Source organism: Pantoea sp. X-Soil-MYKO-1289 (assembly GCF_059730625.1).
This window is the reverse complement of record NZ_AP036004.1, coordinates 2,923,433-2,944,506: the sequence shown is the minus strand read 5'-3', so window position 1 is coordinate 2,944,506 and position 21,074 is coordinate 2,923,433. Positions and strand designations below refer to the sequence as shown.

At 59.6% G+C, this 21,074-nt stretch carries 21 protein-coding genes and 1 pseudogene; 12 read left to right on the top strand and 10 right to left on the bottom strand.

Translation table 11 applies throughout. The annotated features are described in order from the left end of the window. Nucleotides 1-5: 5 nt before the first annotated feature. Together AC6I7Z_RS14175 and mgrA are read right to left on the bottom strand one after the other, a co-directional pair. Nucleotides 6-362: a DUF2502 domain-containing protein gene (locus AC6I7Z_RS14175; protein WP_497814693.1), complete on the bottom strand. Its 357-nt coding sequence runs from the start codon at nt 360-362 to the stop codon at nt 6-8. A 171-nt stretch (nt 363-533) separates the two neighbouring features. After that, on the bottom strand, nt 534-1,523 hold the full coding sequence (gene mgrA / locus AC6I7Z_RS14170; protein WP_497814692.1) for an L-glyceraldehyde 3-phosphate reductase: 990 nt from the start codon (nt 1,521-1,523) through the stop codon (nt 534-536). Between the two features lie 216 nt (nt 1,524-1,739). Between mgrA and AC6I7Z_RS14165 the strand changes: the two genes are divergently transcribed. Beyond that, a complete protein-coding gene (locus tag AC6I7Z_RS14165; RefSeq protein ID WP_497814691.1) occupies nt 1,740-3,395 on the top strand; it encodes a thiamine pyrophosphate-binding protein in 1,656 nt (551 codons plus the stop codon). 157 nt (nt 3,396-3,552) lie between these two features. Then, nucleotides 3,553-4,518 (top strand): glucokinase, encoded by a 966-nt coding sequence (glk, locus tag AC6I7Z_RS14160; RefSeq protein WP_033753641.1) that lies wholly within the window; start codon nt 3,553-3,555, stop codon nt 4,516-4,518. A gap of 184 nt (nt 4,519-4,702) precedes the next feature. Here glk and AC6I7Z_RS14155 read toward each other — a convergent pair whose 3' ends face one another. Both AC6I7Z_RS14155 and AC6I7Z_RS14150 read right to left on the bottom strand, forming a co-directional pair. Continuing rightward, complete coding sequence (locus AC6I7Z_RS14155) at nt 4,703-5,428, bottom strand: LytR/AlgR family response regulator transcription factor (RefSeq protein WP_497814690.1); 726 nt, start codon at nt 5,426-5,428, stop codon at nt 4,703-4,705. Continuing rightward, nucleotides 5,425-7,116: a LytS/YhcK type 5TM receptor domain-containing protein gene (locus tag AC6I7Z_RS14150; protein ID WP_497815453.1), complete on the bottom strand. Its 1,692-nt coding sequence runs from the start codon at nt 7,114-7,116 to the stop codon at nt 5,425-5,427. The genes AC6I7Z_RS14155 and AC6I7Z_RS14150 overlap by 4 nt, the downstream gene beginning before the upstream one ends. A gap of 258 nt (nt 7,117-7,374) precedes the next feature. Between AC6I7Z_RS14150 and AC6I7Z_RS14145 the strand changes: the two genes are divergently transcribed. Continuing rightward, nucleotides 7,375-7,899, top strand: coding sequence for a GNAT family N-acetyltransferase (locus AC6I7Z_RS14145; protein ID WP_497814689.1), 525 nt, complete (start codon nt 7,375-7,377; stop codon nt 7,897-7,899). 118 nt (nt 7,900-8,017) lie between these two features. Continuing rightward, complete coding sequence (gene alaC / locus AC6I7Z_RS14140) at nt 8,018-9,253, top strand: alanine transaminase (RefSeq protein ID WP_497814688.1); 1,236 nt, start codon at nt 8,018-8,020, stop codon at nt 9,251-9,253. A gap of 40 nt (nt 9,254-9,293) precedes the next feature. On the opposite strand, the gene ypdK is transcribed toward alaC, so the two are convergent. The 3 genes from ypdK to AC6I7Z_RS14125 form a co-directional block, all read right to left on the bottom strand. Then, nucleotides 9,294-9,365, bottom strand: coding sequence for a membrane protein YpdK (gene ypdK, locus AC6I7Z_RS14135; protein ID WP_102990980.1), 72 nt, complete (start codon nt 9,363-9,365; stop codon nt 9,294-9,296). Nucleotides 9,366-9,565: 200 nt separating this feature from the next. After that, nucleotides 9,566-10,594: an HlyD family secretion protein gene (locus tag AC6I7Z_RS14130; protein ID WP_497814687.1), complete on the bottom strand. Its 1,029-nt coding sequence runs from the start codon at nt 10,592-10,594 to the stop codon at nt 9,566-9,568. Nucleotides 10,595-10,598: 4 nt separating this feature from the next. Then, on the bottom strand, nt 10,599-12,203 hold the full coding sequence (locus AC6I7Z_RS14125; protein ID WP_497814686.1) for an MFS transporter: 1,605 nt from the start codon (nt 12,201-12,203) through the stop codon (nt 10,599-10,601). Nucleotides 12,204-12,349: 146 nt separating this feature from the next. Between AC6I7Z_RS14125 and AC6I7Z_RS14120 the strand changes: the two genes are divergently transcribed. From AC6I7Z_RS14120 to AC6I7Z_RS14105, 4 genes are all read left to right on the top strand, one after another. Then, entirely contained in the window at nt 12,350-13,135 is a 786-nt protein-coding gene (locus AC6I7Z_RS14120) for an IclR family transcriptional regulator (protein ID WP_033753624.1), read from the top strand. Nucleotides 13,136-13,141: 6 nt separating this feature from the next. After that, complete coding sequence (locus tag AC6I7Z_RS14115; protein WP_497814685.1) at nt 13,142-13,594, top strand: universal stress protein; 453 nt, start codon at nt 13,142-13,144, stop codon at nt 13,592-13,594. A 10-nt stretch (nt 13,595-13,604) separates the two neighbouring features. After that, nucleotides 13,605-14,408: a hypothetical protein gene (locus AC6I7Z_RS14110; protein WP_497814684.1), complete on the top strand. Its 804-nt coding sequence runs from the start codon at nt 13,605-13,607 to the stop codon at nt 14,406-14,408. 254 nt (nt 14,409-14,662) lie between these two features. Beyond that, nucleotides 14,663-14,944: a hypothetical protein gene (locus AC6I7Z_RS14105; RefSeq protein WP_497814683.1), complete on the top strand. Its 282-nt coding sequence runs from the start codon at nt 14,663-14,665 to the stop codon at nt 14,942-14,944. 81 nt (nt 14,945-15,025) lie between these two features. Here the strand turns inward: AC6I7Z_RS14105 and AC6I7Z_RS14100 are convergent, their stop codons facing one another. Next, the gene (locus AC6I7Z_RS14100) at nt 15,026-15,154 is read right to left on the bottom strand and encodes a hypothetical protein (protein WP_255351578.1); all 129 of its coding nucleotides are present in this window, start codon (nt 15,152-15,154) and stop codon (nt 15,026-15,028) included. A gap of 263 nt (nt 15,155-15,417) precedes the next feature. Here AC6I7Z_RS14100 and AC6I7Z_RS14095 point away from each other — a divergent pair, with 263 nt between their 5' ends. Continuing rightward, a complete protein-coding gene (locus AC6I7Z_RS14095; RefSeq protein ID WP_497814682.1) occupies nt 15,418-16,293 on the top strand; it encodes an SMP-30/gluconolactonase/LRE family protein in 876 nt (291 codons plus the stop codon). An 81-nt stretch (nt 16,294-16,374) separates the two neighbouring features. On the opposite strand, the gene AC6I7Z_RS14090 is transcribed toward AC6I7Z_RS14095, so the two are convergent. Then, a complete protein-coding gene (locus AC6I7Z_RS14090) occupies nt 16,375-17,595 on the bottom strand; it encodes an L-lactate MFS transporter (RefSeq protein ID WP_497814681.1) in 1,221 nt (406 codons plus the stop codon). Nucleotides 17,596-17,871: 276 nt separating this feature from the next. Here AC6I7Z_RS14090 and AC6I7Z_RS14085 point away from each other — a divergent pair, with 276 nt between their 5' ends. Beyond that, the gene (locus AC6I7Z_RS14085) at nt 17,872-18,108 is read left to right on the top strand and encodes a hypothetical protein (protein WP_084882889.1); all 237 of its coding nucleotides are present in this window, start codon (nt 17,872-17,874) and stop codon (nt 18,106-18,108) included. A gap of 35 nt (nt 18,109-18,143) precedes the next feature. On the opposite strand, the gene AC6I7Z_RS14080 is transcribed toward AC6I7Z_RS14085, so the two are convergent. After that, the gene (locus AC6I7Z_RS14080; protein ID WP_497814680.1) at nt 18,144-19,043 is read right to left on the bottom strand and encodes a DMT family transporter; all 900 of its coding nucleotides are present in this window, start codon (nt 19,041-19,043) and stop codon (nt 18,144-18,146) included. A 202-nt stretch (nt 19,044-19,245) separates the two neighbouring features. Between AC6I7Z_RS14080 and AC6I7Z_RS14075 the strand changes: the two genes are divergently transcribed. Then, nucleotides 19,246-20,094, top strand: coding sequence for a helix-turn-helix domain-containing protein (locus tag AC6I7Z_RS14075; RefSeq protein ID WP_497815452.1), 849 nt, complete (start codon nt 19,246-19,248; stop codon nt 20,092-20,094). 625 nt (nt 20,095-20,719) lie between these two features. After that, nucleotides 20,720-21,022 (top strand): annotated as a pseudogene (locus tag AC6I7Z_RS14070) (DotU family type IV/VI secretion system protein); the annotation flags it as partial. Between the last annotated feature and the right edge of the window lie 52 nt (nt 21,023-21,074).

Genomic DNA, 21,074 nt, shown 5'->3' with positions numbered 1-21,074 from the left:
CATCATCAGTGATGGTGGTGGTCATGACGGTCGTGGCGGTCGTGGCGGTCGTGATGGCGCTGCGCTTCGCGCCAGTGGTGGCGGCGTTCGCGTTCATGCCAGCGTCGCTCGCGCTCCCACTGCTGATGACGGCGCCACTCTTCATGGCGCCACCAGCGATGGTTGTTGTACTGATAGCGATCGTGCCACCAGCGCGGCTCACGCCAGCGGCCGCCGTCCCAGTAATAGCCGCGGCGATCCTGGTCACCCAGATGCAGCGTTACGCCCGGCGCCAGACTGATAGAGGCACCGTCAGCCTGAGCGCTGGGGATCGCCAGAGGCGACAGGCAGGTTAGCAAAGCAGCAAAAATAGCAAATTTCATCTTATTCTCCTTATCAGCGACAGCGCCGCTGCGGTGCAGGCGTAGTGCCCACGTATTGCTTGTGTGGCAGGTTGAGTGTCGCTGACAATTGTGAGGAAAATCGGAAGAAAAAGCGGATTGAGACAATTCTGTTCGCAGAAATGCCCGGCGCGGCGGCCGGGCGAGCAAAGGTCAGATCAGCGCGCCTTCGATAGCGGAGAGTTCGGCGATAGTAAAGTGACGGTTGGCCAGCATCTCCACCGCGTCGTCGATTTGCGCGGTTTTGCTTGCGCCGATCAGCACGGAGGTGACGCGCGCGTCGCGCAGCGTCCACGCCAGCGCCATCTGCGCCAGCTTCTGGCCGCGCTGCTGCGCAATCTCGTTCAGCTTGCGCACTTTCTCCATCTTCTCATTGGTAAGCTGATCTTCACGCAGGAATTTGCTGCCGCTCGCCACGCGCGAATCCTCGGGAATGCCCTGTAGATAGCGGTCAGTCAGCACGCCGCCCGCCAGCGGAGAGAAGGCGATGCAGCCGACGCCGTTGTCGTCCAGCGTTTCCAGCAGGCCGTTTTCTGGGCCGCGTTCAAACATCGAATAGCGCGGCTGATGGATCAGGCAGGGCGTGCCGAGATCGCGCAGGATGGCGATCGCTTCCGCCGCGCGATCCGCCGGATAGTTGGAGATCGCGGCATAGAGCGCCTTACCCTGCCGCACCACCTGATCCAGCGCGCGCATAGTCTCTTCCAGCGGCGTTTCCGGATCCGGCCGGTGGTGATAGAAGATGTCCACATACTCCAGCCCCATGCGCTTCAGGCTCTGATCAAGGCTGGAGATAAGGTATTTGCGCGAGCCCCAGTCGCCGTATGGGCCGTCCCACATGGTGTAACCCGCTTTGGTGGAGATCACCAGCTCGTCGCGAAAGGTGCGAAAGTCTTCGCGCAGGATACGGCCGAAGTTCTCTTCCGCTGAGCCCGGCGGCGGGCCGTAGTTGTTGGCCAGATCAAAATGGGTAATGCCGCGATCGAACGCGTGGCGCAGCAGCTCGCGGCTGTTGTCGACGCGCGTGTTGTCGCCAAAGTTATGCCACAGGCCAAGGGAAATTGCGGGCAGCTTTAGCCCGCTGCGGCCGCTGCGGCGATATTCCATCTGCTGATAACGACCGGGATGCGGAAGGTAGGTCATACGGCTTTCCTGTCAAAGGGAAGAATTTTCAAGCGCAAGAATAGCAGTGTATGCGTTTACACACAGTCACAACGGATCGCAGATCGCATACTTACAGAATAATCCCCCATCGTAACGCCGGGTTGCCACTTTTTTGTTCAGTCGATTGCGCTGCTTTCTCGCCGCTTTGGCAGCATAGCGGATACTCAAACCAGACACTGGTGAAAGGAGTGGCATATGCAACGCTTTACCGTAGGAGATTATCTGCTGGCGCGGCTTCAGGAGATCGGCGTCGTTCATCTGTTTGGCGTACCGGGCGACTATAACCTGCAGTTTCTCGATCGCGTGATCGCCCATCGCGATATCGGCTGGGTCGGCTGCGCCAACGAACTCAACGCGGCCTATGCGGCGGACGGCTATGCGCGCTGTCGCGGCGTGGCGGCGTTGCTGACCACCTTCGGCGTCGGCGAACTGAGCGCCATCAACGGCACGGCCGGCAGTTTTGCCGAGTATCTGCCGGTGATCCATATCGTGGGCGCGCCCACAAGCGGGGCGCAAAAGCGCGGCGACTGCGTGCACCATACGCTGGGCGACGGCGACTTTCGTCACTTTCTGCGCATGGCGGGCGAGGTCAGCGCAGCGACGGCGCAGCTCAGCGCGGGCAACGCCGCGGCGGAAATCGATCGGGTGCTGGCCACGGCGATGCGCGAACAGCGGCCGGGCTATCTGATGCTGGCTGTCGATGTCGCGGAGGCGGAGGTGGCGCCGCCCGCCGCGCCGCTCGACGCCGCGCCGGGCTCCAGCGCACAGGCGCGCCAGGCGTTTCGCGCCGCCGCTGAACGACTGCTGCAACCGGCGCGGCGGGTGGCGCTGCTGGCTGATTTCCTCGCCGCGCGCTGGCGGCAGCAGGCGGCGCTGGCCCGGCTGCGTCGGCTGCGCGCCGTTCCCTGCGCCACGCTGCTGATGGGCAAGGGCGTGCTGGACGAGCGCCAGCCGGGCTACGTCGGCACTTACGCCGCAGCGGGCAGCGAGCCAGGCATCTGCGAGCTGATTGAGCAGACCGATGTAACCATCTGCGTCGGCGTGCGCTTCACCGATACGCTGACGGCGGGCTTCACCCAAAGTTTTGCCGCCTCGCAGCTGATCGATCTGCAGCCTTTCGCCGCCAGCGTTGCTGGAGAACGCTTTGCGCCGCTTAACATGGCGGATGCGCTAAGCGAGCTGGAGGCGCTGTTTGCGCGCTACGGCGAGGGCTGGGCGCTGTCGCCGCAGGTGCAGCCGGTCGAGACGGCGGACGCGCGCGACGATATCATCAGCCAGAGCGCTTTCTGGCTGGCGATGCAGCGCTTTCTCCAGCCGGGCGACATTATTCTCGCCGATCAGGGCACCGCCGCATTCGGCGCGGCGGCGCTGCGCTTGCCGTCCGGCGCGCAGCTGGTGGTGCAGCCGCTCTGGGGCTCCATTGGCTATACTCTTCCGGCAGCCTTCGGCGTGCAGACCGCCGCGCCCGCGCAGCGGGTGATCCTGATTACCGGCGACGGCTCGGCGCAGCTGACGATCCAGGAGCTGGGTTCGATGCTGCGCGACGGGCAAACGCCGATTATTTTCCTGTTGAACAACGAGGGCTATACGGTGGAGCGCGCCATCCACGGCGCAACGCAGCGTTATAATGATATCGCGCAGTGGAACTGGACCGCGCTGCCGCAGGCGCTTTGTCTGCATGGACAGGCGCAGAGCTGGCGCGTCACCGAATGTGTGCAGCTGGATGAGGTAATGGCGCGCCTGCAGGCGCCCGACTACCTGACGCTGGTCGAGGTCGTGATGCCTAAAGACGATCTGCCGCCGCTGTTGCATAAGGTGACGGCTTGCCTCGCGCAACGCAACGGAGGGTAAGATTCGGAGTGTTGCCGCTGTCAAGCGGCTTGCCGGACGGGTAGGCTGTGCTCACCACCTTCAACGCTCCTCTTTTGTCGTGGCGAGCGTTGTTGTTTTACCGGCAGACTTTTATAGTGTCCTGCATCTTAGGGACCCCAAGCGGAGCAACAAAAGAATGACAACTTATGCCCTGGTCGGCGACGTCGGCGGCACCAACGCCCGACTCGCCCTGTGTGAGGTGGAAACCGGCAGCATCTCCCAGGCCCAAACATTCTCAACTTCAGATTATGACAGCCTCGAAGCCGTCATCCGCCACTATCTTGGCGAGCAGCTGCAAAACGTTAAAGACGGCTGCATCGCCATTGCTTGCCCGATCACGGAAGACTGGGTCGAAATGACCAACCATGACTGGGCTTTTTCCACCAGCAAAATGAAAGCCAGCCTTGGCTTCGATCATCTTGAAATCATTAATGACTTCACCGCCGTTTCCATGGCGATCCCGATGCTGAAGGCTGAGCATGTGATTCAGTTCGGCGGCGGCGAGCCGGTGAAGGATAAGCCCATCGCGATTTACGGCGCGGGAACCGGACTGGGCGTCAGCCATCTGGTGCACGTCGATCGTCGCTGGGTCAGCCTGCCGGGCGAGGGCGGCCACGTCGACTTCGCCGCCAACAGCGATGAGGAAGATTTGATTCTGGAGGTGCTGCGCGCCGAGCTGGGCCATGTTTCCGCAGAGCGCGTGCTTTCCGGCGCCGGTCTGGTGAACCTCTACCGCGCTATCGTGAAGGCGGACAACCGCGTGCCGGAAAACCTTAAGCCGAAGGATGTCTCCGAGCGCGCGCTCGCCGATAGCTGCACCGACTGCCGTCGCGCGCTGTCGCTGTTCTGCGTGATTATGGGACGTTTCGGCGGCAATCTGGCGCTGAATCTCGGCACCTTCGGCGGCGTCTATATCGCCGGCGGCATCGTGCCGCGCTTCCTGGAGTTCTTTAAGGCCTCCGGCTTCCGCGCCGCCTTTGAGGATAAAGGGCGCTTCCGCGACTACGTTTCCCGCATCCCGGTCTATATGATCACCCACGATCAGCCTGGCCTGCTGGGCGCAGGCGCGCATCTGCGGCAGACGCTGGGGCGTATTCTGTAGCGTCTTTCAAAAACGGCCTTCGGGCCGTTTTTTTATGCTGGCGCGGGTGATATGAAGCGATCGCAAAGTCGCTCAAGGCATCCTTGCTCGCTCGGCCCGCGACGTCCCTGTCGCGGGACGCTTTGCTCTCCGCTTCATACCACCCGCTGGCTAGCATTAATGCGTGTTGGCGCGGACTGTTTTTCTACAGGCGCATCAGCTCGCGAAAGCGTTTTACTTTGCTGCGGCTGACCGGCACCTGAAACGCCAGATCGCGCAGTTTCAGCAGGTAGGTATTGTTGAACCAGGGTTCTATCTCAGAGATTTTGCTCAGGTTCACGCAGTAAGAGCGATGACAGCGGAAAAAGCGCTGTTCCGGCAAACGGGCGCAGAATTCGCTGATGCTCATCGACATCACATAGGCTTCGCGCCGCGTATAGACGAACGTCAGCTTCTCATGCGCCTCCACGTAATAGATATCGTCGATATCGGTCACGATAATGCGCTCATCCTTGACCAGGTTCACCGTCTGCGGGCTGTGGTCGATCGGCGTCTGGGCAACGTTCTGCTGCTGTCCGGCGGCTTCCAGCTTGTTGAGCATGGTGACGATACGCGCCTCGTGATAGGGCTTGAGAATATAGTCAAAGGCTTCCAGCTCGAAAGCCTCTACCGCATGATCTTTCCAGGCGGTGATAAACACGATCAGCGGCCGCTGCGCGAACTGACGAATATTTTGCGCCAGCAGCATGCCGTCCAGCGACGGAATATTGATATCGAGAAAAATGACGTCGACCCGATGCTGCTGCAGATATTTCAGCACCTCCAGTCCGTCGTCGAAACAGGCTTCGATCTCAATCTTGCTGTGCTGTTGAATCATCCAGCTCAGCTCCTGCTGCGCCAGAAATTCGTCTTCGACAATAATGGCTTTCATTGCACGCTCTCCGCGACGGCAAGCGGCGACTCGGTTAGCAGCTGTCCGCTTTTGCTCAGGGTAAAGGCGATTTCGGTGCCGGGCTGCAGCCGGGTAATGTCCAGCCCCTGACCACTCAGCAGTTTGACGCGATGGTGCACATTCAGCAGACCGATTTTATTGCCCGGCATCTCATTATTCGCCACGCGCCGCATGACCTCGTCGCTGATGCCCGGCCCGGTGTCGCGCACCGCGATACGCACCCGATCGCCGCACGCCTTGACGCTCAGCGTCACCACCCCTTTGCCGCGACAGGGCTGAATGCCGTGCACGATGGCGTTCTCCACCAGCGGCTGGATCAGCAGGCTGGGCAGCGAGAAGTGAAGATCGTCGTCAATGTCGTAGATCATCGTCAGCTTGTCGCCAAAGCGCGCCTGTTCGATGGCGATATAATCTTTGACCTGCCACAGCTCGCGTTTGATATCGATCGTCTCGTCGTCGTTAAGCTCAAGGTTGTAGCGCAGATAGCGGGAAAGATTGATCACCAGCTGGCGCGCCGTATCGGGATTAAGGCGGATAGAGGAGTTGATGGCGTTCAGCGCATTAAACAGAAAATGGGGATTGATTTTGCTCTGCAGGGCGCGCAGTTCCGCTTTATTCGCCATTTCGCGCAGCTGCTCGGCGCGCGACACCTCCAGCTGGGTCGAGATCAGCTGCGACAGGCCGATCGCCATCTCTTTCAGCGAGCCGGTGATGCGGTGCGCGCGGCGGTAGTAAATCTTCAGGGTGCCGGTAACCTTGCCCTGCTCGCGCAGCGGAATAACGATCATCGAGTGAATATCCCTGGTGCGATGCGCCTCATCGTTGTTTTTGATGATAATTTTTCCGGTGGCCATCGCCTGCACAGTGGTGGGGCTAATGCCGTCGTCGCCGTTCTGGTAGTTCTGCTCGCCGTAGCCGACGTAGGCGAGAATATGGGTCTTGTTGGTAATGGCGACGGCGTCGGCGTTGATATCGTCACAGATTATCGCGCAGATGCGACGCAGCGAGTCGCTGTTGACGTCGCGGAACAGCGGCAGCGTTTTGTTGGCGATCTCCAGCGCCAGCTTGGCCTGTCGCGCCGCAATCGCCTCTTTTTCGCCTTCGACGCTCTGCACCAGCAGTACAATCAGGCCGATGCTCGACGCGCCGAGGATCATCGGCAGCGCAATCTCCGACACAATCTCCAGGCCAAGCGACATCGGCTTCGCCCACAGCACGATCAGCAGCATGGTGAGGCTTTCGCACAGCATGCCGCCGATGATGCCGACGCGCCAGCGCTGCGCCTTGGGCACGCGGCGGTTGATAGCGCCGGCCACGCAGCCCGCAATAATGCTGGTGATCAAGCAGGGCACCGAGGTGACGCCGTGAATGTCGATCAGAAAACGGTGCAGCCTGGCGATAACGCCGGTGGCGATGCCGACCCAGGGGCCGAACAGGATGCCGCCGGCCATCACCGCAATTACCCGCACGTTCAGCAGCGAGCCGTCGACGTGAATGCCCGACCAGGTGCTGAAAAGCGCAAACAGTGCAAAAATGGCGATAACGGCGGCTTTTTCCAGCGGGGCATGTTCATCTTTTTGCAGCAGCTGGCGGAACAGCCGGGTGCGGGTCAGGAAGAAGAGGCAGATCAACATCAGGGCGGCGCGGTCAAACACCGCCAACAGCATATCGAAGTGAGAGATCACAGCCAGCCTTCAGGTTATAACAGAGAGAGGCCTATGATAAAAAATGTGATCGCGATGCGCCAGTCTGCAAAAAGAGTGAGCGCGTCCTTCATGTTGTGGATCAATTTTCACGGCTGAAATGGTAAAAAGGGGAAACCTGAGTAGCAAAACAGGGAAGGTTTTTCGTTCGCCGCAGGCGGGTGAGCTAATAGCATTTTTATTCAGACAGCCGTTATGGCTATCTGCACCGGGAGCCATTTCATGCAGTTAATCACGCCGCGTCTTACCCTCACCACCCTTAAGCCTGAAGACTGGCTGCTGTTCCGCGCCGTGCATGAAGACGCGGCCACCATGACCTGGGTCAGCGAAATTCCTGACGAGGCGGATTTGCGCCAGCGCTTCAATGAACGCCTCGCGCCCTGGCAGGTCAGCAGTTTTCATATGCTCTGCGTGGTGGCGCGCCTGCGCGACAGCGGCGAGCCGATCGGCCTGTTCGGCTGTAGCCCGGAATGGCAGCCTTATCGTCAGGCGGAGGTCGGCTACATGCTGCTGCACCGGTTCTGCGGCCAGGGGTACGGCAGCGAAGCGCTGGCCGGCCTGAGCGACTTCCTGCTCAAAGCGGGTTTCCATAAGCTCAAGGCAATGGTGGTAGAAGGAAATATGGCATCGCGGCGTATTCTGGAGAAGAATGGCTATGTGCTGGAGGGGACTTTGCGGGATAATTATCTGCTAAATGGCCAATGGGTGAACGATTGGGTGTTTGGTCGCCTGAATCCCGAAGATTAAAAAAATTTTATTCTTCCCTCGACAAGCGCGCAAGCGCCGCGTTAAGGTCTTTTTTCGGTCACGGCTGTGACCTGCGTCGCTCGGACGGTCCGGGCGCTTACGTATTCAAGAGGACATTATGGCTGACAACAGCACACCCCGTCGTTTCTCGCGTATCGATCGCCTTCCCCCCTATGTATTTAACATTACCGCTGAGTTGAAGATGGCTGCGCGTCGGCGCGGCGAAGATATCATCGACCTCTCGATGGGGAATCCTGACGGCCCTACGCCGCCGCATATCGTGGAAAAGCTTTGTCAGGTGGCGCAGCGCGAAGATACGCACGGCTACTCTACCTCGCGCGGCATTCCACGCCTGCGCCGCGCCATTTCGCGCTGGTACGCCGAGCGCTATCAGGTAGAGATCGATCCCGAATCCGAAGCTATTGTCACCATTGGATCGAAAGAGGGGCTGGCGCACCTGATGCTGGCGACGCTCGATCACGGCGACACGGTGCTGGTGCCGAATCCCAGCTATCCCATTCATATCTACGGCGCGGTGATCGCCGGCGCGCAGGTGCGTTCGGTGCCGCTGGTGGCGGGCGTCGATTTCTTCGCCGAGCTGGAGCGGGCGATCCGCGAAAGCTATCCCAAGCCGAAAATGATGATCCTCGGCTTTCCGTCGAACCCCACCGCGCAGTGCGTCGAACTGGACTTTTTCGAGCGGGTGATTGCGCTGGCGAAACAGTACAACGTGCTGGTGGTGCACGATCTCGCCTACGCCGATATCGTCTACGACGGCTGGAAAGCGCCTTCGATTATGCAGGTGCCCGGCGCGCGCGACGTGGCGGTGGAGTTTTTCACGCTGTCGAAAAGCTACAACATGGCGGGCTGGCGCATCGGGTTTATGGTGGGCAACAAAGAGCTGGTCGCCGCGCTGGCGCGCATCAAAAGCTATCACGACTATGGCACCTTTACGCCGCTGCAGGTGGCGGCCATCGCCGCGCTGGAAGGCGATCAGCAGTGCGTGCGCGACATCGCCGAACAGTACAAGCGTCGCCGCGACGTGCTGGTCAAAGGACTGCATGAGGCGGGCTGGATGGTGGATAACCCCAAGGCCTCGATGTACGTCTGGGCGAAAATTCCCGATCGCTACGCCGCGCTCGGCTCGCTGGAGTTCGCCAAAAAGCTGCTGCATGAGGCGAAGGTGTGCGTTTCACCGGGCGTCGGCTTCGGCGACTACGGCGATACTCACGTGCGTTTCGCGCTGATAGAGAACAGCGATCGCATTCGGCAGGCGGTGCGGGGCATTAAAGCGATGTTTCGCGCGGACGGCATTTTGCCGGGTAGCGTAAAAGCAGTAGAGGAAGCAGAGTAAAGCAAAGCGGGGCGACAGCACTGTCGCCCCCTGGCTGGCGCTACAGCATCAGCACAAAGGTGCCGAGCCAAAGCAGCGCAAAGAAAGAGATTCCCATCAAGGCGTATTTCACAAACAACTCCTCTGAGCGGTTACGACGATAGCGATCCCAGGCCAGCGCAACGCGAACAGAATGAGAAAAACGCATCAGGTCATCATCGCCTCAGGCATTTTCTCAGGTCGTTCCGAGTAACTCAGAACAGGATCGAACGCTAATCTACGCGTTATTGATCCTAAAATAAATAGCACCAGTGTGAGAGATTCATCACGTTTTTACTCTACTTCAATCTCCGGGATCGCCGACATACCAACCCGCAGCTGCGACAGGTCAGGCTGGTCCGTATCCAGCACGATTTTAACCGGAAGGCGCTGGACGACCTTAGTATAGTTACCTGTCGCGTTGTCGGGCGAAATTGCCGAAAACGTCGCGCCGGTCGCGGGCGCGATGCTGTCGACATGGCCGGTGAAACGCTTGCCTGGTAGCGCATCGATGGCGATCTGCACCCGCTGTCCCTGGCGCACGTCGCTGAGCTGTGTCTCCAGGAAGTTGGCCGTGATATAGGTCTGCTGCAGCGGCACCACCGCCAGCAGCCGCGTCCCGGCGGAAACGTAGGCGCCGACGCGCGCCGCGCGCTGGCCCACCATGCCGTCCACCGGCGCGACGATGCGCGTATAGGAGAGGTTCAGGCGCGCCTGATCCACGTTCGCCTGCGCCGCTGCCACGTCTGCCCGCGCCTGACGCACCGCCGCCTGCAGCACGCCGATCTCTTTCATCGCGGAAGCCACCGCCGCCTGGCTCTGACGCACCGCCGCCGCGGCGGAGCGCTGCGTCGAGCTGGCCTTCTGCTGGTCGTCGGCGGCGATGATGCCGTTTTTATACAGGCGGTTATAGCGATCGGCGTTCTGACCGGCATACTGCGCGGTTGCCTGGCTGGCCGCCAGAGTCGCTTTTGACTGCTCGATGGCCGACTGCTGCTGCTCCAGCTGCGCCTGGCTGCTGAGCAGTTTCGCCTCGCTGACCTGCAGATCCGCTTCGGCGCTCTCCAGCGCCACGCGATAGTCGCGATCGTCCAGCGTCGCCAGCACGTCGCCCGCTTTTACCTGCTGGTTATCCTGCACTTTCACCTGGGCGATATAGCCTGACACTTTCGGCGCCACCAGCGTGTAGTCGGCGTTGACGTAAGCGTCGTTGGTGCGGTGATCGTTGCCGGTCAGGGTTGACCAGATAAAAAACGCGATGGCCAGCAAAACCAGCAACAACAGGCTCAGCAGCACGGTTTTTCTCATTACTAAAGCACGCATAATCTTATTTTCTCGATGTCGAAGAGGCAGGTTGAATCAGGGTTTGCGGCGGCCAGACGCGTTTCGGCAGCCAGGCAGTCAGCAGTAATAGCAGCGCGGCGAAGGCGATTAGCAGTAGCCAGGTGTCGCTCAGACCGAGCACGGTGGCCTGATGACGCACCAGCGTGGCGAAGCCGCTCAGGTTCTCGCTGCTGCTGACGCTGCCGTCCATCAGCAGCGGATGGCTGGCGCTGGCTTCAGCGCTGTTGGGCGTACTCATCAGCCAGGGGCGGCTGGCGGCCTGGTCCAGCAAGATGTTGGAGTGGATCTTCTCGCGGTGGCTAAGGAAAACCTCCACCAGCACCGAGGCCGCGACGCTGGAGAAGCCGCGCACGGTATTGAACATTGCCGAGGCGAAGGGACCTTCCGGCGGCGCCACCACGCTGGTGGCGCTCATCAGAATCGGCAGGATCACCATCGGCTGGCCGAAGGCCTGCAATATTTGCAACGTCCAGAAGTTCTGGCGCGCCCAGTCGCTGGTGATCTGCGCGCCGAGCAGGCAGGCGGTCACCAGCAAGGCGACGCCCGCCGCCAGCACCCAGCGGCAGTCGATCCAGCGGATATTCAGCAGCGCGGCGACCAGCGGCGCGATCAGCAGCTGCGGCAGGCCGACGGTTAACGCCAGCGGCGCGAACTGCAGGGTGCGGAAGCCCTCTACCTGACCGAAATAGGCGGAGGGCAGCGCCGAGCCGGAGAGCGAGACGATCAGCACGGTCGCCAGCGCCAGCAGGCCGTGCGTCAGATTGCGGCGCGACAGCATCTGCAGCCGAAACAGCGGCAGCGGATGAAACCACTCGTTGATGAGAAACACCAGCAGCAGCGGCGCGGCGGCCAGCAGCATGGCGGCGATCAGCGGCGACTCGAACCAGTCCAGCCGCTCGCCCTGGGTAAGGGCCAGCACCAGCAGCGCCATGCCGCTGCATCCGGTGAGCATGCCGAACAGGTCAATCTGCTTAAAGCGCTCGAGGCGCAGCGGATCCTGCGGCAGACCCCAGCCGAACAGCAGCATGGCGATCAGCATCAGCGGCACCACCTGCCAGAAGACAAACATCCAGCTGACGTCGTCCGTCCAGAACGCCGCCAGCGAGGCGGCCATATTGGGGCCGAAGGTGGCCGTGAGCGCGTAGCCGCCCAGCCCGTAGAGCTTAAGCGGCGGCGGCAGAAAGCGCAGCGCCACCGTCATCAGCATCGGCGGCAGCGCGCCGCCGAACAGCCCCTGCAGCACGCGCAGGGCGATAAAACTGCCGGCTGAAGGCGCCAGCGGCAGCAAAATGCCGCACAGCATAAAGCCGGTCGATACCGCCAGCGAAAAGCGGCGCAGCGAAAAGGTAACGGCAAACCAGGGCGCGATCATCATCGCCGCTACTTCGGCGGCCTGATAGGCCGAGACGATCCAGCTGCCCTGGTCATAGCTGACGCCGATGGCGGCACGAATGTCCGCCAGCGCGATATCGGTCACGCGGTCGTTAAGGCCCGAGGTCAGCGCGGCGATAAGCACGCCGACCAGGCCCAGCGCCAGGCGAAGCGTGAAGGGGTGCGGCGTCGGCGCAGCGGCAGGCTGAGCGTTCATAGCAGGTTTCTCATTATTATGATGCAGTGTATTGCGATGTGATACAGGCTGCGATCTTACATTTCGATATGCTGTATTGCAATGTGGTACATGCTGTAAATCGTGCCTTTTTCGCGGTAGAGTAGGGCAGCTGAAAAGGACGACTCATGGCAAAACTTCCATCCAGCCGCGAGGATGAAAAATCGGGCGGCATTCAGGTGATCGCCCGCGCGGCAAAAATTCTTAACGCGCTGGGAGAGCATCCAGGCGGCATGAGCCTGGGCGAAATCGCGCAGGCGGTGGATCTGCCGCGCTCCACGGTGCAGCGCATCGTCGCCGCGCTCGATAACGCCCAGCTGGTGCGCAGCAGCGGCGCAGGCGGATTGCGGCTGGGGCCGGCGCTGCTGAAACTGATCTCCAGCGTGCATACTGACGTCGTCGATCTGGTGCGACCCAAGCTGGAAGCGCTCTGCGCAGCGACCAATGAAACGGTGTCGCTGTCGCGCGCCAGCGGCACGCAGTTGACTATCATTCACCACGTGGTGGCGTCGCGCGAACTGCGCGTGGTGCCGCGCATGGGGCTGAACCTGCCGCTCTACAGCACCTCCGGCGGCCGCGCGCTGCTGGCGCTGGAGTGCGACGACGACGTGCGCCTGATGGTGGGCGAAGCCTACCGCGAGCTAACGGATAAAACCGTCAAAACGCTGCCGCAGCTGATGGCGCTGATTCATGAGGTGCGCAAAACCGGCATCTCCTACGATCGCGGCGAAACCCTTGAAGGTATCTCCACCATGGCGGTGGCGCTGGATACGCTGTTCGGCCGTTTCTCTGTTTCTCTGCTGGTGCCCACGTCGCGTTTTCAGAAAAACGAAGCGGCGTACCGTGAAGAGATGCTCAGATGCAAAGAGGCGCTGATACGCGAAATCGGCAAAACTGCCGCTGTTGAAGGATAAACTCTGATGAAAACACTGCTGATGGCTGTTGATAATTCGCCGGTTGCCCAGAAGGTGATCGCCACGGCGATAGAGGAGGCGCTGGCGCACAAGGCGCAGGTTGTGGTGCTCTGCTGCGTCGATCCCGCGTACTCCTCCTGCAACCAGCCTGTCTATATCGCCGCCGGCGAAGATCCGGAGGATTTCGCCGCCGCGCAGGATGAGCAGAACACCGCCGAGCTGGTGGTGCGTCACGCGCTGGCTCCGCTGCTGCGCGCCGGGGTCGACGCGCGCGGGCTGATCGTCGCGGGCGAAGCGGCGGATACCATCGTCGCCCAGTCGCAGCAGCTTAACGCACAGATGATCATAATGGGACGCCGCCATCTCTCCTCCTTTAATCGCCTGCTGAAGGGATCGGTGAGCGCGGCGGTGATTGAGCGCGCCCACTGCCCGGTATTAATCGACGTTCGTAAGGATTGAGCAACTTCGCATGACCTCGCTGTGGATTGTCACGCTGGCCGCCTTTGCGCTGCTGGCGCTTATTATCGTCGTCCTGATTAAAACCACCCGGCTGCGCGCCTGGCAGGGCGTCCTGCTTTTCCTGCTGCCGCTGCTGCTGGCGAATCTGCTCTGGTTCAGCTGGCTTAAGCCGCAGCAGCAGCGCGCTGCCCAGCGTCAGGCGGCGATGGACTATCTGGCGCAAACGCCAGGCTACCGCGTGCTGGAAACGCAGGAGCCGGCGCTGTGGCAGCTGCTGGTGCAGGAGCTGCAGCTCAAGCTGCGTCTCGGCGAACCGCCTCAGCAGGCGACGGGCGAGCTGCGCGGCTGGCTGGCCGACCTGATTAATCAGCGGCTGATGCGCGCGCCGGATGCGGCCGTGGTCAACTATATCCGCGCTTCGGTCGATGCGATGCAGGCGCTGGGCCAGCGCGATCCGCAGCTCTGTTTCCGCTTTCTTTATCCGCAGGTGAGCGGCGGGGTGAATCTGGCGAAAACGCTGTCGCCGACGCTCAACGCCGAGGACGCCGCGGCGATGGAGCAGCTGCTATTGTCGAGTCGCGGCGCCGATTTACCGGTGGATCAGCCGCAGGCGCAGCAGGATCTGCAGCGCATCGTGGCGACGCTCTATAAGAAGTGGGGCGACAAACTGCAGCAGCTCAATATGCCTGCCGACACCGCGGTCGATCGCTCCTCTATGTGCGCCATGTCCGTGGATCTCTACAGCGCCATCCTCGCATTGCCGGACAAACAGGCCGCCAATCTGTTGCGTAGAATGGTCGCTCTCTCTGGCTGACGGGCGAAAAAAAGCCCGCTTAGCACGGGCTTGAAATAAATCTGAATGTCTTCTTGGGAATAACCTGGTGTGGCGCAGACGCTGTTTTGTCTGAAAGCATCTTCTCACCCTTGTAGTGATAGAGATAACCGTTTGGTAATATCAATTTAATCGGTGAAAACTTGCATTTATAGCGTCAGGTTAGGCAGTTTTCCGATAGTCGACGCCAGCGCTGCGGCTTAAACTGCCGCAGCAACGAGAGGAAGAAAGAAAAAATGAAATCAATTATCGCCGGCGCGATAGCGCTGTTATTGCTGACCGGCTGTAGCGTCAGCAAACCCGGGGGCTTTGAACGCGTAGATGAAGATCCGAGCGCAAATACCGTGCAGTACCGTTACGATCCGCAGAAATTAAATCGAGATGCGATGGAGCTGGATCTGGCGGATTATTGCGGTAAGAAAGGATTTGATAAGGTGGAGGCGCTAACGCCGCAGGAGAGTCATATTCCTGGACTGAAAACCAGCTGGTTTCAGTGTAACTACGCGCTGAAAAGCTAATTGCGTTAAAAAGTAAAAAGGGCGGGTAATATCCCGCCCTTTTTTTATTTTATTATTTTATGCTGTGTGAAATCTTTGCCCTTAGCGGTGATGATGCCAGCCATGCCCGCCGCCGTGATGCCAGCCGCCGCCATGACCTCTGTCGATAATGCACCCGCTCAGCATTGAGATAACGGCAAAAACGGTGGCAACTTTAACGATTTTTTTCACAGAAAGTTCTCCTCTTTTCCGATAGGTACAACATTACGCCGGAATAGTGGAGTGATGATGCAGTGAATGTAGAGTTATTTAGAGAGATATTACGGAATATTTCAGAGCCAGCCAGCAGTAGAGGAATATTTAATAAGCCTATCAGAACAGGCTGAATAAAGATGATTATCAGCAAGACAATTCTGAAAAGCAAGCACGGCGTTTTTACCCGCAGCAGCGAATAACGGCTAAAGTATGCTAAGGCAAAATAAAAAGGAGCGATGATGAAGCCTGAAGTAAAAAATGTCCTGGCGTTACAGGCGGAGCTGGCCGAGTGCCCCACCTGGTCGGCGCGCGAACAGGTGCTGTGGTGCGTAGATATCCTGGCGCCCGCCATTCACCGCTTCGACCCGCGCAGCGGCGCGCTGGAGAGCTTTCCGCAGCAGGAAGAGGTCGGCTGTATCGGCCTGCGCGAGCAGGGCGGGTTGATTGCGGCGCTGCGCAGCGGCGTCTGGCTGCTGGATGAGCAGGGCAGACCGCAGCGTAAAATTGCCGATAACCCGGGCGAGTCGGCGAAAAGCCGCTTTAACGACGGGCGCGTCGATCCCTGGGGCAATTTCTGGTGCGGCAGCCTGTGGGAGCCGCAGGATAAGAACGGCGCGCTGCTGTGCCGCGTAACGCCGTCGCTGGAGCTGGAGGTGAAAGCGCGCGACATCAAGATCTCCAACGGCGTCGCCTTTTCGCCCGATCGCCGCTGGATGTACCACAGCGATACGCCGAATGAAGTGCTCTATCGTTATCCGCTCGATGCGGACGGCGAGCCGGGCGCACGGGAAATCTTCCGCCAGTTTGACGCCGCAGGCGGCTTGCCGGACGGCGCGGCGGTCGACAGCGAAGGCTTTTACTGGTCGGCGCAGTTCGACGGCGGACGCATCGTGCGTATCGATCCCGTCAGCGCGCAAATTGTTGATGAGATTGCGCTGCCGGTGCGCTGGCCGACCATGGTCGCTTTTGGCGGCCCCGATCTGAAAACGCTCTATATCACCAGCTCGCGCGAGAACCGCACCGAAGAGGAGCTGGCGCGCTATCCGCAGTCAGGGGATATTCTGGCAGTCGAGGTGGAGGTCGCGGGGATGGCGGAGCCGCTGTTTCCGGCATAACGCGCAGGTCATCACTTCGCGCGTAAAGGCGCGGGGATCATGCCAGCGGTTTTCGCCGCGCCATGACCCCCGCGCTGCTGCTCAACTACGCTGCAGCATCTGCTCTGCCAGCGGCTCGCGCTGAGGCAGGCGAATCATCAGCGACAGCAGCAGCGACATCACCAGCAGCGTCATAATCAGGCTAAAGGTAACGGTAAAGCCGCCGAACAGAGACGCGATCAGCGAGCCAAGCACGCTGCCGATGCCGAAGCCCAGATAAAGCAGACCGTAGTTTTTCGTCAGGTTATTGAGGCCGAAGAAATCGCTGACCAGCGACGGGAAGACGGTAATGGTGCCGCCGAAGCTAAAGGCGACGCAGGCGAGCGAAACAAAAAAGGTGGTCTCATTCATGCGGGTAAACAGCAGAATACTCATGCCCGTCAGCGAAATGATCTGCGCCAGTGAGATCACCCGGATACGCGCCATCTTATCGGAGAGCACGCCGAGCACCAGACGACCGCTCAGGTTGGCGATGGCGATGACCGTCACCGCATTGGCCGCGGTTTGCGCGCCGAGATGCACCAGACCTTCACCGATATCTTTCGCCACGCCGATTACATAGAGACCGCTCATGCAGGCGGTCAAAAACATCAGCGCCAGCATCCAGTACTGCGGCAGACGCACCGCTTGCGCCAGCGTATAGTCGCGCGCCTGCTGTACGCTTTGATCCTTTGCGCGCTGAACCGGCGCGTCGCGCATCAGCAGCGCGCCGAGAATAATCATGCCCATCGCCGCCAGGCCCCAGATAATAAAGGTCTGCTCCAGGCCAACCGCGGCCAGCAGCGCGCCGCAGATAAATTTAAAGCCCAGGCTGCCCAGGCCGTATGCGCCGATGGCGCAGGCGGAGATCACGCCTTTGCGTTCGGGGAACCACTTCACGCAGTTCGACAGGGTCATCAGATAACCCGCGCCGTCCGCCAGACCGACCATCACGCCTGCGCTGAGATAGAGCATCATCAGATTGCTGGCATGGGCTGTCAGCCAGAAGCCGACCGCCATCAGCAGACCCGCGCCGATAGCGACGCGCCGTACGCCGAATCGCTCCTGCAGCTTGCCCGCCAGCGACGAGGCTATCGCCAGACCAAGGCTCAGCAGCCCGAATGAGAAGGCGACCTGGCTTACCGTCGCGTCGAGTTTTGACGCCAGCTGCCCGTTGAACAGGCTCCAGGTATAGACCGAACCCAGCGCGAACTGGGTGATAACCGTGCCGACCAGGGTAAGCCAGCGGGTGCGTTGATAGGATGATGACATCGTCTGATTCATAATTTTTCTCTCCCGTCCGGGGATCTGGACACTAACGCCAGATTAAAACGAGGCTACGCGCGCGCGACGAGAAAAGGCATGAACGGGATGAAACGCGTCATGAAATGCCGCTGTCAGGGTATGAACGGCAGCGAATCCGCTTCGCTAAAGTATGAACAATTCGGCAACCTGATAATGATTGGTTAGCTGAGGTAACCAGATGTGTCTCCCGGCCGGTTTTTCCAGCAAAAACGCAGAATATTTGCCAGGCTTAAAGCTCACTTTACAGGAGGAAATATGAAAGACCGAGCATATGAATCCCTTAGTTGTGAGGACGAAGTCCGCTGCATCATCGGTCAGGCAGTGATTGAACTCAGCGATGAGCAGCAGCCTGTGACTAAATCCACACTGGCGTTGAAACTGCTCTCCATGGCCGACCAGGATAATGACGATGAGCGCGTGCTGCTCTACTGGATAGCGCGCAAGGCGATTAACCGACCTCATCAGCTTACCCCTGTGCAGCGCCGGGCATGACGCTCAGCAGGGCGGGCGAAAGCCCGCTCTTTGCTTTAGCCGGGAACGCGCCTGCGCCATACCGGCAGGCGCGCAAACATCGCCAGATTACCCGCCAGAATCATAGTTAATCCCATCAAGCCTTCCGCATGCCAGTGATAGCCTTCATAAAGCGTCGACAGTCCTAATGCCACCAGCGGAAACAGCAGCGTACTGTAGGCAGCCTGGCTGGCGCCTATGCGGCCGACCAGCGTGAAGTAGGCGCCGAAGCCAATCACCGAGCCGAAAATCGCCAGATACGCCACCGCGCCCAGCCATTGCCGGTTCCAGACGGGTTGTAACGATTCACCCTGCAACAGCGTAACCAGCGCCATCGCCAGCGCGCCGTAGAGCATCGCATAGCTGTTGGTCGTCAGCACATCGCGCTGCAGGCGCTGATGGCGCAGGCTGATCATATTGCCCAGCGAAAATCCCAGCGTGCCCAGCGCGCTCAGCCCGATCCCCCATAACAGCTGGGCAGAGGCTTCGCTGCCGTGCAGATCGCGCCAGAAAAGGGCCACCATTCCGCCAGCGCCGAGTACGGCGGCCGGCAGCAGCCGCAGGGAGGGGCGCTGCCGGAAGAAGATCCAGCCGTTAAGCGCGTTATAGAGCACCGCCATCGAAAAGATCACCGACTCCAGCCCGCTGTTGATCCATGCAGCGGCGTGGTAAAAGCAGAGAAAATTAAAGCCAAACACGCAGCAGCCCTGAAGCAGGCAAAAAAGATGATCGCGCGCCGTCAGCGCGCGCAAACGCTTAATCGCTTTAAGCACCGCCAGCATCACCAGCGACGCCACGATAAACCGCCAGAACACCGCCGCGCCGACGCTGCCGCCGCTGGCCGCCTGCTGGGCGTAAATGGCGATCCAGGTGGTGCCCCAGATCAGCACCACGGAAAGGTATAAACCGATATTCATTGCGCGCCTCCTTAAGTTCAGGCCGCAGTATTACCGGGAAAGCGGCGAGCGGCTTGCAAGGGTTTGCGGCGCACTTGCAAATTCTTGCGCTTTTTTATCCGTCGCGTCGGATAAGACTGTTCTCTTTAGTCGGCTCTTCATACACTGGAAGCCTGTTAGCAGGAGAACGCCCGTGAACGCCCCGACTTACCAGACTTTTGATATGCTGCAACGTCATAAAGCCCAGCTGCGTCACCACGCCCGGCTTAGCGACGGCACGCAGCTGGCGCACTGGTTCAACAGCGGCGATCGGGTGACCAATCTCAGCAATCATCACACTCTTAGCCTCTATATCGCCGACGGCTACGATACCTGGCACAAAACCCCGTATGGCTGGCGCAACGGCGGCGGCCCGGATCGCTTCTGCCTGATGCCCGCCGGCGTCGAGTCCACCTGGGATCTGCGTTCCGATCTCTCGTTCGTCCATCTCTACTGCTCCGAAGCGCATCTGCGCCAGCTGGCGGAAGAGACGTGGGATCGCAGCCCGGCGCATCTTCAGCTGCACGAAAAAGTCTTCGCCAGCGACGATCGCATTACCCAGCTCTATCGCCATTTTCTGCTCAGCTGCGACTGGCAGCAGCCCGCCAATCAGCTGATGCTGAGCAGCGCCTCGACCCTGCTGCTGACCCATCTGCTGCAGCGCTACAGCGAGGTGCGCTGGCGCGCGCCTCAGGTACGAGGCGGCCTGGCGCCTGCGGTGCTGCGTCGACTGCTGGCCTTTATCGACGCGCATCTCGATCGGCCGCTGACGCTGGCGCAGCTGAGCCACGAAGCGTCGCTAAGCGAGTTTCACTTCGCGCGCATGTTTCGCCATTCGATGGGTGAAGCGCCACACCAGTATGTGATGCGGCGTCGCATGCAGCGTGCGCAACAGATGCTGGCGGACGCCTCGCTTTCGCTGACGACCATCGCTTTTAGCTGCGGGTTTCATTCGCCCAGTCATTTCAGCAACCGTTTCAGGCAGATCCATGGCGTGTCGCCTTCGGCTTACCGCCGGGCACGCGGGGCGTAAAGGCGTCGCGCGCATTACGCGAGACGCAGCGGTATTATTTACCTGCTGTTTAATTTACTTTGTTAATTATTTTGATAAGGTAATATTCGCGCCGCGTAGATATATTTCTGCATTTCCCGCTGGTAATTAGCCGCATTGATTCCTGTCAACATTTAATTATCCCTATGCGTTTCCTCCGCGCTTTTTTTCTCATTCAAAATAAGCTGCCATTATAACGCTGACAGCCAGTCAGAGAGACGTGTTAAGCGCAGCATAGCCAGATCTGATTTTATTAACAAGCATCGCCAAAAGACGATGATTTTTATTTTTTCACTCCTAAAATCTGATTGATTGATCAAATAAGGCACTATGGTCTACTATCGCCTGTAGTGAAACGCCGCGATATTCCACCCGGCGTTTAAATGGATTATCTGATGAACAACTATTTCTACCCGAATAAAGTCCAACGGGAGATGAATTTCCATGCCGGCTTATCGGGAAAAAGATCAAAAAGCGCAACGCATTCGCGCGGATAGCGCAAGGGCATCGGCTTATTATCCAGCCCGTAATAACGCCGTTCTGGTTTAAATCAACCAGAATGTTTTTTCAAAAAATATTCTCAACCGTGAGTGGCAGTGTTTGAATTATGTGTGAAAGCAAAAACGAAGCCGTCGCACCGGTCAATATCGATGCGTTGCTGCAAAAAACATGGTTAAAGGCCATTCGACTGCGTAACGGCCTGCAGTTTAAAGAGGGAGAAGGCCGCCCGCTGTGGAACCGCTGCGTCAATGATATCGTGCGCGTACAGACCGCCCTGAAGGTGGCGCAGCTGGATGAGGACAGCTGCCAGCATATTCTCTATGCGCAGTGCGCGCTGCTTGACGAGGTCGTGACAGGGCGCGGCGTTCAGGACGACGCCTTTCTGCAATGGAGCGGCATTCCCCTGCAGACTTTGAACAAACAGCGCAAGTAGCTAAATATCGGGATATTTTTCCCAATAA